This window comes from Acinetobacter sp. AG1 (assembly GCF_001005525.1).
GTDB lineage: Bacteria > Pseudomonadota > Gammaproteobacteria > Pseudomonadales > Moraxellaceae > Acinetobacter > Acinetobacter modestus.
In genome coordinates, this window is record NZ_LBMZ01000115.1 from 29,360 (window position 1) to 44,994 (window position 15,635).

The window sequence follows — 15,635 nt, forward strand, 5'->3', positions numbered from 1 at the left end:
TCCTTTAAGGACGTTTTAATACTTAAATTTCTACTACAACATCTTTCAAAGTGAAATTATTTTGAGATCAACAAACTCATTAAGCTGGTGTGTGGTACATGAGATAAATTTCGTTCAAATTATCAGGAATTTCTTCCGCTAATTCATCCATCAATTGACCATTCCGGCGGAAAGACTCCATTTGAGGATCTTCTTCATCAATGCCACTAAACACCATAATTGGTAAAGTTAAATCAACCAATTGTTCTTCAAACTCTGGAGCAAACCATGCCTCTTCATTTAAGAACATTGCATCAACAAAACCAACACTCCAATCACCTAGACTTGAATCAACATCTGCTTCTTCAATTTCAAAAGGGAATTCAATTCCGTTTTCATTGGCTAAATCTTGGCGAATAGACTCTAACCAAGCTTTGATTTGTTCAATGATTTCACTAGGAACTTTCTTTTGATTACTCTCAAAAAGCTCATCCAACCAACGATCAAATTTTGGACCAACCGCGATAGCACACAAAAAGCCATGAGTCGCTGCAAAATCTAAACCGTGCTCATTTTGATCACCGTCAAGAAAATTACTCAATAAGTCTAAATCTAATGTGCTCATTTTATGATCCAAATTTTAAATACATCGGCAACAGCATAACATTTTCAAACATAAAGTCTTAGCAATTTTGCTTCGCTTTAGTCATCCAAATCATCGTCGTCGAAATCATAATCGAAATCTTTTAATTCTCGTTCTAAACGGCGTTGAGCGAGTAGATCATCAATCAAACGGCGCTTTTCTAATGATTCTTTGGCACTGATTTTGCCTGATGACTCATCAAAACCAACATCATCCTCACCGTAGTTATCATCATCTAATTCGAAATCTGTAGAAGACACTAACAGTACCTCTAAATGAAAAAATATAAATGGGTCTAGCCGCTATTTATCGGTCTTATTAAACCTTGTCAAGTTTTATTTGATTTTTTCACTATAAAATGGTGTTTTGTACTTTTTTTCATCGTTTTTTTTGTGTATTTATATTCTAACAATTGTACAAATGAAAAAATTCTTGAATAGGAATTCTCTGCTTGAAAAATTATGACACACCCCCATATTTAAGAAACTACAGTTCAATCCAACCTATTTTTTATTTAAAGCTAGCGGATCAAATCCAAAACATTCCTCGTGAATTGTGCTATCATGCACGGTTTTTCACCGCCACAGATTCAACAAAAGAGTAAGCAAAGATGAGCGATATGAATTCCCCTACTTCGCAAGTAGCGGCTCTGATTAGCCGAGGCAAAGAACAAGGTTACTTAACTTACGCTGAGGTTAACGATCATCTACCAGACTCAATTACGGAAAGTGAGCAGATTGAAGACATCATTCAGATGCTTCAAGACGTTGGTATTCCAGTGCATGAACGTGCACCAGAAACTGATGACACCATGTTTGGTGAATCTACTGAAGCTGCGGACGAAGTCGCTGAAGAAGAAGCTGCTGCCGTATTAGCATCGGTTGAAAGTGAGCCTGGTCGTACCACTGACCCTGTACGTATGTACATGCGTGAAATGGGGACAGTTGAACTTTTAACACGTGAAGGCGAAATTAGCATTGCAAAACGTATCGAAGAAGGTATTCGTGACGTTTTACATTCAATTGCTTATTGGCCAAATGCTGTTGAAGTCGTTTTACAAGAATATAATGACTTTTTAACAGGTGAGCGTCGTCTTGCCGATATTCTTTCTGGCTACTTAGACCCAGAAACTGATGATGACATTCCAGAAGTACTGGAAGAAGAAGCAGAACTTGAAGAAGCTGAAAGCGCTTCACCTGCGACAAAAGATGTAAAACTTGATGATGATGACGAAGACGAAGAATCTGAAGGTGATGATGATTCCGAAGGTGAATCTGGACCTGATCCTGAAATCGCCAAAGTTCGTTTTTCTGAACTAGAAGCTGCTTGGAATGATACAAAAGCAATTGTAGCAAAACATGGTCGCAATAGTGACGAAGCAAAAGCTGCACTAGAAGCTTTAGCTGCAGTCTTTATGATGTTCAAATTCACACCACGTTTATTTGACATCATTTCAGAAATGATTCGCGGCACACATGAACAAATTCGTACCAATGAACGTGAAATCATGCGTTATGCAGTGCGTCGTGGTCGTATGGATCGTAATCAATTCCGTACAACGTTCCCTGAACAAGAGTCAAATCCAACTTGGTTAGATGAACAAATCGCGAAAGCCCCTGCTGAAACCAAAGCACATTTAGAAAAAGTGCGCCCTGACGTATTGGCATTCCAGCAGAAGATTGCCGATATTGAGAAAGACCTTGGTTTGAACGTAAAAGATATCAAAGATATCTCTAAACGTATGGCAGTTGGTGAAGCGAAAGCACGTCGCGCCAAGAAAGAAATGGTTGAAGCAAACTTACGTTTGGTTATTTCGATTGCGAAGAAATACACCAACCGTGGCTTACAGTTCCTTGATTTGATTCAAGAAGGTAACATTGGTTTGATGAAGGCTGTAGACAAGTTTGAATATCGTCGTGGTTATAAATTCTCGACTTATGCAACTTGGTGGATTCGTCAGGCGATTACTCGTTCAATTGCCGATCAAGCGCGTACTATTCGTATTCCAGTCCACATGATTGAAACGATTAACAAGATCAATCGTGTATCACGTCAACTTCTTCAAGAAATGGGACGTGAACCGACACCTGAAGAATTAGGTGAACGTCTTGAAATGGACGAGGTTAAGGTTCGTAAAGTACTTAAAATCGCAAAAGAACCGATTTCGATGGAAACACCGATCGGTGATGACGAAGATTCGCATCTTGGTGACTTCATTGAGGACTCAAACATCACATCTCCAGTCGATGCTGCGACCTCAGAAGGTTTAAAAGAAGCGACACGTGAAGTACTTGAAAACTTAACAGAACGTGAAGCTAAAGTCTTAAAAATGCGTTTTGGTATCGATATGCCGACTGACCATACTTTAGAAGAAGTGGGTAAACAGTTTGACGTAACACGTGAACGTATCCGTCAGATTGAAGCGAAAGCATTACGTAAACTTCGCCACCCTTCTCGCTCTGAACATTTACGTTCATTCTTGGAAAATGACTAATTGATGGGAAGTTTTGAGTGATGGCGTAAGCCCTTAATCGAGACTTGAAATTAAACATTCCATCCCCATCTAGTTATTAGATCATAAGCGCCTGCACTGATGCAGGCGTTTCAAATTAAAGAGGTTGCTCATGTTAGACCGCACTCCTTCTCGTGAATTGCAAGAACATCTTTGGGTTTTCCCGATGGACTATCCAATCAAATTGATTGGTAATGCAGGGGATGAACTTCGAGTGGCTGTTGTTGATATTTTGCAGAAGCACTTCCCTGAATTCGATGGTGGTACAGTAAAAGTACAACCTTCACGTACAGGTAAATACCATTCTTTGACTGCACAATTACGCTTCGAAGAATTAGAACAAGTTCATGCGCTATATGCTGATCTTGCAGCCTGTCCTTTAATTAAGACAGCGCTTTAAGTAAGAAATCCAAAATACGAAAGTGTTTTGGATTTTTTGTGAGAATAATAATGCAAAACATTGATGATGAATTCTATGAACGAGCTGATCAGCATATTCAATTGTCTAATCAGCAGATAACGGAAGCAATCGGACGAGGAAAAGTCAGCGCTTCCATGCTTTACGCAACATCACGCTTTAATGCTTGGGTGAGCGCAACAGGATGGAATACTGGTGAAGAATTAGCGAATGCTAAAGAAGAAACAATAGAATATTTCCTAACCGAATATAGAAAAATGCTTGAAGAAAATCTTGATGATTATATTGAAAATTTTCAAGAATATATGTTTATTCCTCCAGAATCAGAGATATTCAACGAATAAGAAATATTAAATGCCATATGAAATTTTTTAAACGTATACCTTTTATCTGCTTAGCCCTCATTTGGAGTTTTACTTGCTTTTATGCAGGTTCTTTCAGTACATACGTTCATCAAAATTTATGTTACAGCGAAACGCTATCTATCTTAGGTGAAAATTCTGTAAAAATATCAAATTCAGGTGAGCCAATAATATTTATAAAATGGGCTAAGTTTATTAATGACCTCCCCATTGCTGGATATGAATCAAACTGTGCAGAAATACTTGAGTATGTAAAGCAAGGTGTTAAAAATGAATTCTAAACCCTCCTTAATCGTTCGTTGTTTCAATGATCTACAAGACTACACAGCTCGTTTTGAAGCAATGAAAGACTTTACAACCAATCGCGATGAAACCACACCCGATGAAGTTTGGTTATTACAACATCAAGATGTTTTGACTCAAGGGCAAGCAGGTAAAGCTGAACATATCCTGATGCACAGCAACCTCCCTGTTGTCCATACTGATCGCGGGGGACAGGTCACTTGGCATGGTAAGGGTCAACTCGTTGCTTATTTCCTATTAGATTTAAACCGTTTGAAATGGCATGTCCGAACTTTAGTCAGCTTTGCTGAACAAGCCATGATTGAGTTGCTGAAACAATACAATATTGAGGCTTATGCTAAGCCTGATGCACCAGGTGTCTATGTTGATGGTCTTAAAATCGGGTCTTTAGGTTTTAAAATTCGCCGTGGTCGTAGTTACCACGGTTTAGCCTTAAATATTGATTGTGATTTAACAGGCTTTCAAACCATTAATCCTTGTGGATACGCAGGTTTAGAAATGGTACGCTTGCAAGACTTGCTTGAAGATTACCCAAGCTTTGAGCAACTTTGTCATGATTTTATTAGCTATTTACAAAATACGAATTTCTTTCATGACCTTGTAGTCAAATCTGAATAAACTACTTTTAAATTCCAAAGAAATAAATTAGAGTAATTACTCTAAATTTGCTTTTGCATAATTTTAACAAGGGATACGCGAGTGATTTCGACCAAAGCAGTGAAGCCCACTTTGCAATTTGCCTACGTAAAACTCATGATGGATGTCGTCGGTCGTGGTTTAGTAATGGCAAGCCAAGTGGATGACGAAGTACAACAGGAAGTCTCTAAATTTCCAGTTGGCTTTATACTTTCAATGAATGTTTTCCCAAATGGTCCTGCATTTATTGCACGAGTGACCGAAGAAAAACAATTGGAGCTTTTACCTAATTATAAAGGCAAACCAGATTTAACAATTACTTTTAAACATTTAACACATGCTTTCCTTGTATTTTCTTTCCAAGAAAGTACCGCTCAAGCATTTGCTAACGACCGTATGATCGCTGATGGTGATGTTTCAAGTGCCATTCGATTAGTTCGTTGTTTAAATAAAATGGAAGCGTTAATTCTACCTAAATTGATTGCATCACTTGCTGTGAAACGTTATCCAGCTGAATTAACATTCAAAGAAAAATTCACTGGCGCAAAAAATATCTACCTCAAAGTCGCACAATCATATTTCAAACGGAGCGCATAACATGGCTAAGCCTTATTACGAATTTTTCTGTCCTGTAAAAGTAATTGCTGGTAACGCTGCGTTAGAGCACATCCCTTTTGAACTTGCGACTCTAGGCGCAAAACGCCCAATGATCATTACCGATAAAGGCGTACGTGCAAATGGTCTACTCAGCCCAATTGAAGCTGCTTTTAGCACAACAGATGCTGTAATTGGTGCAATTTTTGATGACGTTCCACCCGATTCAAGCTTAGAAGTAGTACGTGCAGCAGCACAACTGTATCGCGAAAAAAAATGTGATGCGATTATTGCGATTGGTGGTGGTTCGGTTATTGATACATCGAAAGCAACTAATATTTTAGTTTCAGAAGGTGGCGATGATTTATTGCAATACTCAGGTGCGCATAACCTACCAAAACCATTAAAACCATTCTTCGTCATTCCAACAACGTCTGGTACAGGTTCTGAAGCAACTATGGTTGCTGTTGTTTCTGATACGCAAAAAAACGTCAAACTTGCATTTGCTTCTTACTACCTCATGCCACATGCTGCAATTCTTGATCCGCGCATGACACAAACATTGCCACCACACCTAACTGCAATGACAGGTATGGATGCACTAACTCACTGTGTTGAAGCTTATACATGCTTAGCAGCGAATCCTTTAAGTGATGCTTATGCAAGTGCTGGTATAAAGAAAATTAGTGAAAACTTATTCAAAGTTTTAGACAACCCAAGTGATGCACAAGGTCGTTTAGAGCTTGCTCAAGCATCAACTATGGCGGGAATCGCATTCTCTAATTCAATGGTAGGTTTAGTACACTCACTTGGTCACGCCTTAGGCGCAGTTGCTCACCTACCCCATGGTCTTTGCATGAACTTATTCTTGCCATATGTGCTTGAATACAACAAAGAAGTTAATGGTGCTAAGATTGGTGAATTATTGCTTCCACTTGCAGGTGCAGATATTTATGCACAGACACCTGCCAATCTGCGAGCAGAAAAAGCCATTGCAACTATTTTAACTATGCGTGATCGTTTATTCACGCTTACTAAACTTCCACGCACTTTACGTGAAACGGGTAAAGTGACAGAAGCACAGTTAGACGAAGTTGCTGAAAAAGCGCTAAATGATGGTTCAATCATTTACAATCCAAAAGAAGCAAATTTAGAAGATCTTCGTGCAATTTTGCAAAAAGCTTGGTAATTCATTAAGTTAAATAAAAAATTTAACTTTCAAAGCCCCGATATAATCTCGTTATCGGGGCTTTGCTATTTTAAGTGAATCTTTATTCATCTATTTCTTTGGCGAATTGGCAAAAAAATTGCTAAAAGAAGCATAAAAGTACTGACAATTTATAATAAATTACGATAAATTGGCGCACTTCTTTATTTTGTAGCGGGGGTCATTTTTGTCTCAAATGGCCCTTAAAACCATAGCTGATCTTTGATCAACGATTATGAGGATAACGCCGTTGACAAATATTTCTGGGACTCCATCGGTAGCTAAACTGCAAAAAACGCTAGGTCTCTGGCACATTATCATTATTGGTTTGGCTTATATTCAACCGATGACCTTATTTGACACCTTCGGTCTGGTATCAGAAGAAAGTCATCACCATGTTCCTACCTCTTATATTGTGGCATTGATTGCGATTTTGTTTACATCGCTAAGCTATGGGCACATGATTCGCCGTTATCCATCTTCTGGATCGGCTTATACTTACGCTCAAAAATCAATCCATCCAAATGTTGGCTTTATGGTGGGGTGGTCTTCTTGGCTCGATTATTTACTATCACCGATGGTCAATATCATCTTGGCGGGAATCTATCTGGATGCCTTATTTCCAAATGTAAATCATTGGGTTTGGGTGATTGTATTAACAGCCTTTATGACTGGTGTTAATTTACGTGGTGCTCGTTTTGTTGCAAACTTTAATAGCTTGATTGTTTTAGTTCAATTGATCGTCATCGGTGTATTCACCTATTTAGTTTATAACAAACTACAAATGGGGTATAACGCAGAAGGTCCGATTACTGCAGAAACACGCTATCAACTTTGGAGCTTACAACCGTTCTGGAATGAGCTAACCTCTATTGGTGCGTTAATTACAGGTGCGACTTTACTGTGCTTTTCATTTACAGGTTTTGACTCACTAAGCTCTCTAGCAGAAGAAACCAAAGATACTGAAAAGACCTTACCAAAAGCGATTTTCTTGACTGCATTATTCGCAGGTGTAATTTTTATTATTAGCACCTACTTTATGCAAATTTACTTTCCAAATGATCCAAAAAGTTACTTCCAAGATGTCGCAGCAACGCAGCCAGATATTTTATTATTGGTGGGTGGTTCGCTGTTCCAGTCTTACGTTTTAGCGTTTGCAATTGTGACTGTCATGGCATCTGGTATTTCAGCTCATGCTGGCGTATCTCGTTTAATGTATGTAATGGGTCGTGATGGTGTCATCAACAAGAAAATCTTCGGCCATATTAGTCATAAAACATATACCCCATCTTATAATATTATCATTGTAGGATTGGTCGCATTAAGCGCTGGTTTTATGAGTTTGGATGTTGTGATTTCAATGATCAGCTTTGGTGCTTTGATTGCATTTACTTTTGTGAATCTCTCAGTAATTTCTCGCTATGCATTACGTGATGGTCGCACCAAGAATTTCAAAGATATTTTAAACTTTGTCATCATTCCTCTTTGTGGCTTCCTCAGTGTCTTCGCTATGTGGCTGGAAATTGAAGATACAGCATTAAAATACGGTTTATGGTGGGCAATGTTTGGTGTTTTATATTTAGGCTATAAAACCAAAGGCTTTAAATATAATGCACCTCAACACAATGAACACGAATAAAATCATCTAAATTTAAAAAGGCGCTAAATGCGCCTTTTTATTAACTCAAAACTTAGCTATGCAGTTTTTCAACAATTGATTTAACACGTTCAGCATACAGCTTCGCTGTTTCTAAGTCCCCTGTAGGAATCTCATCTACACTCGCATCTGAAGGTGATTGAACCAGTAAACCAACAGAACCGCCTAAATTATTCACATCTTCGCGTTTAGCAGCTTTAGTATTAGCTGGAAGTAAACCTAAACTCACCCAAATACCACCATGCTGAGAAGCTAAGGTTTGTAATTGAATCAACGTCACTTGTTTATCACCATTTAAACTCGCACTGTTTGTAAAGCCTGCAAAAACTTTATCTTGCCAACCCCGCGTGAACCATACTTTTGAGGAAGCATCAGCAAATTTCTTAAATTGCCAAGGTGCTGTTCCCATATATGTTGGCGCGCCAAATACAATCGCTTGGGCATCATTTAAGGTTTGCCAATCTTGCTCTGTAATTTCACCGTTCTGATCGATTTCAATTAATGTAGCATCAATCGGTTGTGCAAAAGTTTGTGCAATTACTTTGGTGTGACCATAACCAGAGAAATAAACAACTGCAATTTTTGTCATGAGATTATCCAAAATTTTTAAAAAGTTCGATTTAATGATATATTTTAGAAACTAGGTGTCAATTAGTTACCAATCGGTAACTAGGGACATTCAATGGAGAAAAAGAAGGGTTTAAATATGAATCAAGCATTAAAATATAATATTTATCAACAACATTGCCCTGCTCGATTATTTTTTGAAAAAATTGCAGATAAATGGGTTTTGTTGATCATCAATATACTTGCAAGAGAAACTCAGCATTTTAATTTACTCAAAAAAAGTATTCAGGGTATTTCCCCAAAAGTGCTTTCACAAAAATTAAAAATGTTAGAACGAGATGGATTTATTGCAAGACAAGTACAAGATACTGCACCCATTCGTGTTGATTACTCATTAACCCCACTCGGCTTAGAAGTCGCAAAAATGGCATATCAATTAAAAGACTGGGCAGAGAGTAATATTGAACAAGTCATTTATGCACAGCAACGTTTTGATGCAATACAAGAACAATAATTCTAATCATTCAGTGAGGTGTGTATGTATCCACAGCCTTTAATTGCGGTAGCTGATGTCGAAAAAACCAGTCAGTGGTATCAAACAATACTTGGTTTAGAAAGCGGGCATGGTGGCAGAGAATATGAACAATTGTTATTTGAGCAGCATATGGTGTTACAACTGCACCAATGGCAAGCTCATGACCACTCACATATCAGTGACCCCAAACGGCTGATTGGAAATGGGGTTTTATTGTGGTTTGAAAGCAATCGATTTGATGAGATTGTTCAAAAATTACAAACTCATCAAATCGAAATTTTAGAAGGACCGAAATACAACCCTAACGCACACCATCGAGAGATTTGGTTTAAAGATCTGAATGGTTATACCTTGGTTATTGCGAGCCCGTATGGTGATCTCTAACCCAAGGAACTAAAGTTGTTTAAAGCCCTGTTGCCGCCACGCTTCATAGACAATAACTGCAGTTGCGTTAGAGAGGTTTAAGCTTCTTGAGTTTTCAGCCATTGGCAAACGAATCCACTGCTCTTGTGGGAACATTAAACGCACTTGTTCAGGTAAACCACGAGTTTCAGGTCCCATTAACAAAGCAACTGGACGATTAAGATCGACGGTATGCGGTGTCGCTGTACCTTTAGTGGTCAGTGGAAAAACATGCTCAACACCTTTGGTTTTTAAATCGGCAAGACAGAGTTCGATATTGTCCCAAATTTGCATTCTTGCCCATTCGTGGTAATCCAAACCTGCTCGCTTCAATTTCTTATCGTCTAGTTCAAAACCTAAAGGTCTCACTAAATGCAATTGAGCACCTGTATTGGCACACAAACGAATAATATTACCTGTGTTTGCAGGTATTTCTGGTTCGTATAGGACAACATGAATCACAAATTTTCTCTACTATTCAAATTCTCCAGATCTACTTATTAAATAGATCTGGAATGACGACAACGCCATAAAGGAAATTTTATTGCCATTTTAACTGTTCACGCAGACTGACTACTTCACCAATAATGGTTAAAGTCGGTGCTACGATATGATGCTCAGATACTTTGGTCGCTATATCAGCTAAAGTTCCAACAACCACATTTTGATCTGGCGTGGTACCTTTGGAAATAAGTGCAACTGGCATATTTGGACGCTGGCCGTGAGCAATCAATTGCTCACAAATGCGTTCTAAACCGACTAAGCCCATGTATAACACTAAAGTTTGGTTTTCATACACTAGCTCACTCCAAGGAAGTTCTGGTGATCCCTCTTTAAGGTGTCCTGTTAAGAAACGTACACTTTGCGCGTAATCACGATGCGTGAGTGGAATACCTGCATAAGCAGAGCATCCTGACGCCGCTGTAATACCTGGCACAACTTGAAACGTAACATCAGCTTCAACTAATTCTTGAATCTCTTCGCCACCGCGCCCAAAAATAAATGGATCACCACCTTTTAAGCGGCAAACACGTTTACCCTTTTGCGCATATTCAACCAACAAAGCATTAATGCCATCTTGTGGGACTGAATGATTTGAACGTGCTTTACCGACATAAATCTTTTCAGCATCACGGCGGCACAATTCTAAGATCGGTGCAGAGACCAAACGATCATAAATCACCACATCAGCTTGTTGCATCAAGCGTAATGCTTTTAAAGTCAGCAACTCTGGATCACCGGGACCCGCACCCACTAAATAGACTTCACCTTTCGGTGCAGTCCATTCTGTTAAGGCTTGTTCAATTAAATTATTTGCTACCTCAAGATTGTCATTAAAGACTTGTTCTTTTAGTGGGCTTGCGTATAAGTTTTCCCAAAAAATACGACGCTCATCTGGATTCGCAATTTTTTCTTTAACCTGTTTACGCCATTGACCAGAAAACTCAGCTAATTTACCCATACCATGTGGAATAGAACTTTCTAACTGTGTACGAATTTGACGTGATAAAACAGGTGAAGCTCCATTTGAAGCCACAGAAATAACGAGTGGTGACCGATCAATAATTGCAGGCACCATAAAACGACAATTTGGAATATCATCCACGCTATTGACGAGAAGATTACGTATCTCACATTGCTCAAAGACAGCTTTATTCACATCAGGCTGATCTGTCGCTGCAATCACTAGGCGATAAGGCGTTACTAAAATATTTACAGAAAAAGGGGCTTGGATATATTGACCCAGTGACTTCTCAACTAATTGTTGCAAATCAGGCTCAATCTCTGGTGCAATCACATCAATAATCGCACCAGCTTTGACTAATAAGTTTGCTTTGCGGTAGGCAATATGCCCACCACCCACAATCAGACAACGTTGCTGCTGCAACTTTAAAGAGATTGGGAAAATTTCCACGATACGCCTCTATATTTTTTAGATCTGATTGAGCCCAAGCAAAAACTATGCACAAATTCGATGCATTTTAGTCGATATAACTAATACCGCCCATATATGGACGTAAAACTTCAGGAATTTCGATTGAACCATCAGCACGTTGATAGTTTTCCATCACTGCAAGCAAAGTACGACCTACAGCTAAACCTGAACCATTCAACGTATGCACCAATTCGATCTTCTTCTGATCTACGCGGTAGCGTGCTTTCATACGTCGTGCTTGGAAATCGCCCATGTTTGAGCAACTTGAGATTTCACGATAGGTATTTTGGCTTGGAACCCATACTTCTAAGTCATAAGTTTTGGTTGCACCAAACCCCATATCACCACCACAGAGCAAAATTTTACGATATGGTAAGCCTAATGCCTGCAAAATGCCCTCTGCATGTGCAGTTAAGTCTTCAAGCGCCTGCATTGAGTGCTCTGGTTTAGAAATTTGCACCATTTCGACCTTATCGAACTGATGTTGACGAATCAAACCACGGGTATCACGACCATAAGAACCTGCTTCGCTACGGAAACATGGTGTATGTGCTGCGTATTTAAGTGGCAAACGATCGGCATCTAAGATTTCATCACGCACAAAGTTTGTTACTGGCACTTCTGCGGTCGGGATCAGGTAATATTCTTTTTCACCTTGCAACTTGAATAAGTCTTCTTCAAATTTAGGTAGCTGACCTGTACCACGTAAACTATCTGCATTGACTAAATAAGGTACATACGCTTCGGTATAACCATTTTTGAGCGTATGTGTATCTAACATAAACTGCGTCAAAGCGCGTTGTAGACGTGCCAAAGGACCTTTGAGTACGCTAAAACGTGAACCTGTTAATTTGGTTGCTGTTTCAAACTCAAGCCCACCCATCCACTCACCAAGATCAGTATGATCTTTGATCTCAAAATCAAATTGGCGTGGTGTGCCCCACTTTAAGATTTCTAAGTTATCACTTTCATCTTTACCTTCTGGAACAGATTCATCAGGTAAGTTTGGAATCGCCAGTGATTTTTGCTCTAGTTCAGTTTGCAACTCAGCAAGCGCAACTTCAGCCGCTTTGATTTCATCTCCAATGGCAGCCATACGTGCCATAATTTCAGATGCATCGCCGCCCGACTTTTTGATTTGACCAACTTGTTTTGCACCAGCGTTACGTTCAGCCTGTAAATTTTCAGCTTTGGATTGTAAATCTTTACGGCGAACTTCTAAGTCAGCCCATTCTTGTACATTAAGCTGAATACCACGTTTTGCTAAAGCAGCATTCACTACTTCAATATTATTTCTGAGTAATTTTGGGTCGATCATAATCAATCATGAATAGAGAAAAAACTGGCTATAGTGTAAGGCTTTAACCTAAAAAAATACAGCGATTGGCAATAAACTATCAGCATCTATAAACAATGTTTAGATGCTGACTAACAACTAATTTGGCTCTTTAGGTAAGCTTGGTAAATATTCAGCCTTGATAAATTTTTTGGCTGAATAATACGGTAAAGTTAATTCGCTCATCCCTTCTGCATATGAAGCCAACTCATATAGAGGATAAACAAATACAATACCATTTACTCCATAATAAAAATTATCACTGACTTGCAATTGATCTTTCTTAATTTGGTGATCATCTAACCAGTTTTGATTAGCTGCATACAACTCATCGCGAAGTTTTTGATTCATTTCAGGTTTCAACAACTCTGCAACAGTAATATGTTTCTTATTCGACAAATCAAAATTCACAAATTCTTGATGTGACATACCATGCGCAGCACCGGCTGAATATGAGTAAGTCTGAATTGCGAAAGTCGCCAAATTATAATTTTGCCCTACAAAACGTACATAGGTACTACTTTCACTTAGTGATGGTTCACCAGCAGGGACTTTTACCTGTTGATCAGCTAAGTTCGAAAATGCATTCGGCTCAGCTTTTTTCATACGATTGAGAAAATATTCATCAATCCATTTTTGATTGGTTTCAACGTTTTGTAAATCATACTTGGTACAACCATCTTCTAAACAGACTTTTTGTTTGGGTATTTTGACTGCAATAACTTTCGCTTGAATGAGTGGAATATCTACTTTGTCCTTTTCATTAGTTGTATCTTTTTTAGGTTGGCAACCTGTTAATGCAATAACTGTCAGGATAGGAAGAAGCGGAATAATTTTTGATAATTGTGTAAAGTTCATCGTCATGCAAGTCTCTGATGTTTTTCTTACTATACAAAGCCTTGCCTATAGATGAAATTAAGAAATGTATCTACATTTCCAGCCAGTCATCAATTATGAAACTTATTCCTGTTTTTCAAAACCAACCCAGTTACAGTGAAAACCTAACGGCACACGGACTCCCAATTCTATTTCAGCTTGAACACTCATCTCTACGCCTTTCACTTTAAGTATCGCCACTTTTGAGGCTTCGCCATGTATGTGGTGTAAATACGTCATTAAATAACCTTGTCCCTCAGCACTTTGAAAATGCTCAGGTACGAATGTTACCTCACCCACGATCCACTGCTGACCGAAATCATAAGTGCGGTTGGTTTCTAAAACCAAATCATGGATTTTCAAAACATTGAATAAGCCATCTTGTGGAAAACCCAAAGTATATAAATAACGGTAGGAATTCCCCGTATAACGCTCATCAATTTTTGGAAATTCCTGAATATCAGTATCCACAATAACTCGATTGATGCACTTTAAATTCGAATCAATTATCCAACGTTCCAATATCGCATGTTGATCCTCATAGGCCGCATGTTGAGAATGTTCAAAATCATTTTTATGAACTAAAACATCTAATATAATTTGGCTTTTCTCATCTCGAAAAGCATTCGCAGCATGGAAAATAAAACAAGGAGAAATATTGATCCAGCGGATACTCTCAGCTTCTCCATACTTCGCTAAAATACCAATGCGCGCTTGATGTTGTTCATTCCATTGATAAGGCACGCTCTTGCCTGTAAATAACCGAGTGAGGGAAAATGTGAGAGGAAAATCAAAAACGATCACATCCTGTTCTGTTATGAGGCAATCATGAATCATAGGACCATGTTGTAAAAAAATTTGGGTCACATGAATCAACTCACCCTTCCCATCAATCACTTGATAATAGGCATTTTTACGATCAAGAGCATCGTAACAAATTGCATGTAAGTGCCCCGTTTTCTGATCCTTACGAGGATGTGCGGTAAACGGCAGATCCGCATCACTATTAAAAAGCTGATAACGTTCCGCATTTAGTTCATAGTCCAAGCAGATTGGGAAAGCACCCGCCTCGATCACTGCCCACAGTTTTCCAGCATGCTTAAAGATATTTGTATTAATAACATCATGAGCCCCCCTCCTATACCCCTGTATAGATTGCTGTTTTTTATTTTCCTGAACTATATCTGTTGCAATCATTTTGCTTTTAAACCAGATCGCTTCTCCATTTTGTAGTTTAAGTCCGTGGACCATACCGTCACCCAGATACCATTCAAATAATGTTAATTTTTTGACATAGATTGGATTTGAACCAATTCGCAGTAATAACCCATGCAAGTGCTTTGGGATTTCTCCAGTCACTTTAAAGTTTGAAATTTCAGTTTCATTTACAGGTCGGTATACAATTTTTTGATAAATATCCTTCTCATTACGAGAGGCATGTCGTCTTAAGAATAAACCAATAATCCTAATCAATTTTTGTTTTAAAACATTCTTCAGCGATTTCAACACTGTCATTTTAGGATAATTATGAATTGCTTTCTGATCAGCCAAATCTTTCATTTTTATTAAAAATATTCTTGAATTATTATCTAAGAATAAAATAAACCATCTTTTAAATCCAATAAACTTCAAGATGAATAGAGAGTATTAATCTCTAGACTGTTGAACTTCT

The 15,635-nt window shown here is 38.5% G+C and carries 17 protein-coding genes; 9 read left to right on the forward strand and 8 right to left on the reverse strand.

Annotated elements, in window-relative coordinates; all coding sequences use genetic code 11:
• Nucleotides 1-79: 79 nt before the first annotated feature.
• On the reverse strand, nucleotides 80-604 hold the full coding sequence (locus AAV96_RS11295) for a YecA family protein (protein WP_005161776.1): 525 nt from the start codon (nucleotides 602-604) through the stop codon (nucleotides 80-82).
• A gap of 77 nt (nucleotides 605-681) precedes the next feature.
• Nucleotides 682-882, reverse strand: a complete 201-nt coding sequence (locus AAV96_RS11300; RefSeq protein ID WP_004664469.1) for a PA3496 family putative envelope integrity protein — start codon at nucleotides 880-882, stop codon at nucleotides 682-684.
• A gap of 350 nt (nucleotides 883-1,232) precedes the next feature.
• On the opposite strand from AAV96_RS11300, the gene rpoD reads away from it, so the two are divergent.
• From rpoD to AAV96_RS11340, 7 genes are all read left to right on the forward strand, one after another.
• The gene (rpoD, locus tag AAV96_RS11305) at nucleotides 1,233-3,116 is read left to right on the forward strand and encodes an RNA polymerase sigma factor RpoD (RefSeq protein ID WP_046739369.1); all 1,884 of its coding nucleotides are present in this window, start codon (nucleotides 1,233-1,235) and stop codon (nucleotides 3,114-3,116) included.
• A gap of 130 nt (nucleotides 3,117-3,246) precedes the next feature.
• Entirely contained in the window at nucleotides 3,247-3,534 is a 288-nt protein-coding gene (locus tag AAV96_RS11310) for a YbeD family protein (protein ID WP_004664473.1), read from the forward strand.
• 50 nt (nucleotides 3,535-3,584) lie between these two features.
• Entirely contained in the window at nucleotides 3,585-3,896 is a 312-nt protein-coding gene (locus tag AAV96_RS11315; RefSeq protein ID WP_046739370.1) for a DUF3144 domain-containing protein, read from the forward strand.
• A 288-nt stretch (nucleotides 3,897-4,184) separates the two neighbouring features.
• Entirely contained in the window at nucleotides 4,185-4,835 is a 651-nt protein-coding gene (gene lipB, locus AAV96_RS11325) for a lipoyl(octanoyl) transferase LipB (protein ID WP_046739372.1), read from the forward strand.
• Between the two features lie 81 nt (nucleotides 4,836-4,916).
• Nucleotides 4,917-5,450 carry a hypothetical protein gene (locus AAV96_RS11330; protein ID WP_004664480.1) on the forward strand — a complete coding sequence of 178 codons (534 nt, stop codon included), beginning with the start codon at nucleotides 4,917-4,919 and terminating at the stop codon, nucleotides 5,448-5,450.
• A 1-nt stretch (nucleotide 5,451) separates the two neighbouring features.
• Nucleotides 5,452-6,636, forward strand: coding sequence for an iron-containing alcohol dehydrogenase (locus AAV96_RS11335; RefSeq protein ID WP_004664481.1), 1,185 nt, complete (start codon nucleotides 5,452-5,454; stop codon nucleotides 6,634-6,636).
• 253 nt (nucleotides 6,637-6,889) lie between these two features.
• On the forward strand, nucleotides 6,890-8,293 hold the full coding sequence (locus AAV96_RS11340) for an APC family permease (protein ID WP_171062470.1): 1,404 nt from the start codon (nucleotides 6,890-6,892) through the stop codon (nucleotides 8,291-8,293).
• 52 nt (nucleotides 8,294-8,345) lie between these two features.
• Here AAV96_RS11340 and AAV96_RS11345 read toward each other — a convergent pair whose 3' ends face one another.
• Nucleotides 8,346-8,900 (reverse strand): flavodoxin family protein, encoded by a 555-nt coding sequence (locus AAV96_RS11345; protein ID WP_004664484.1) that lies wholly within the window; start codon nucleotides 8,898-8,900, stop codon nucleotides 8,346-8,348.
• A 117-nt stretch (nucleotides 8,901-9,017) separates the two neighbouring features.
• Here AAV96_RS11345 and AAV96_RS11350 point away from each other — a divergent pair, with 117 nt between their 5' ends.
• Entirely contained in the window at nucleotides 9,018-9,392 is a 375-nt protein-coding gene (locus AAV96_RS11350) for a winged helix-turn-helix transcriptional regulator (protein WP_034602038.1), read from the forward strand.
• 24 nt (nucleotides 9,393-9,416) lie between these two features.
• Nucleotides 9,417-9,797, forward strand: coding sequence for a VOC family protein (locus AAV96_RS11355; RefSeq protein WP_046739373.1), 381 nt, complete (start codon nucleotides 9,417-9,419; stop codon nucleotides 9,795-9,797).
• A 9-nt stretch (nucleotides 9,798-9,806) separates the two neighbouring features.
• Here AAV96_RS11355 and AAV96_RS11360 read toward each other — a convergent pair whose 3' ends face one another.
• The 5 genes from AAV96_RS11360 to AAV96_RS11380 all read right to left on the reverse strand — a co-directional run bounded on the left by AAV96_RS11360 (nucleotide 9,807) and on the right by AAV96_RS11380 (nucleotide 15,523).
• Nucleotides 9,807-10,277 carry a tRNA (cytidine(34)-2'-O)-methyltransferase gene (locus tag AAV96_RS11360; protein WP_004664488.1) on the reverse strand — a complete coding sequence of 157 codons (471 nt, stop codon included), beginning with the start codon at nucleotides 10,275-10,277 and terminating at the stop codon, nucleotides 9,807-9,809.
• Nucleotides 10,278-10,356: 79 nt separating this feature from the next.
• Entirely contained in the window at nucleotides 10,357-11,730 is a 1,374-nt protein-coding gene (cysG, locus tag AAV96_RS11365) for a siroheme synthase CysG (protein WP_004664490.1), read from the reverse strand.
• Between the two features lie 67 nt (nucleotides 11,731-11,797).
• Entirely contained in the window at nucleotides 11,798-13,069 is a 1,272-nt protein-coding gene (serS, locus tag AAV96_RS11370) for a serine--tRNA ligase (protein ID WP_046739374.1), read from the reverse strand.
• Between the two features lie 117 nt (nucleotides 13,070-13,186).
• On the reverse strand, nucleotides 13,187-13,951 hold the full coding sequence (locus AAV96_RS11375) for an RsiV family protein (protein ID WP_005214162.1): 765 nt from the start codon (nucleotides 13,949-13,951) through the stop codon (nucleotides 13,187-13,189).
• 96 nt (nucleotides 13,952-14,047) lie between these two features.
• Entirely contained in the window at nucleotides 14,048-15,523 is a 1,476-nt protein-coding gene (locus AAV96_RS11380) for a carotenoid oxygenase family protein (RefSeq protein ID WP_046739375.1), read from the reverse strand.
• Nucleotides 15,524-15,635: the final 112 nt, after the last annotated feature.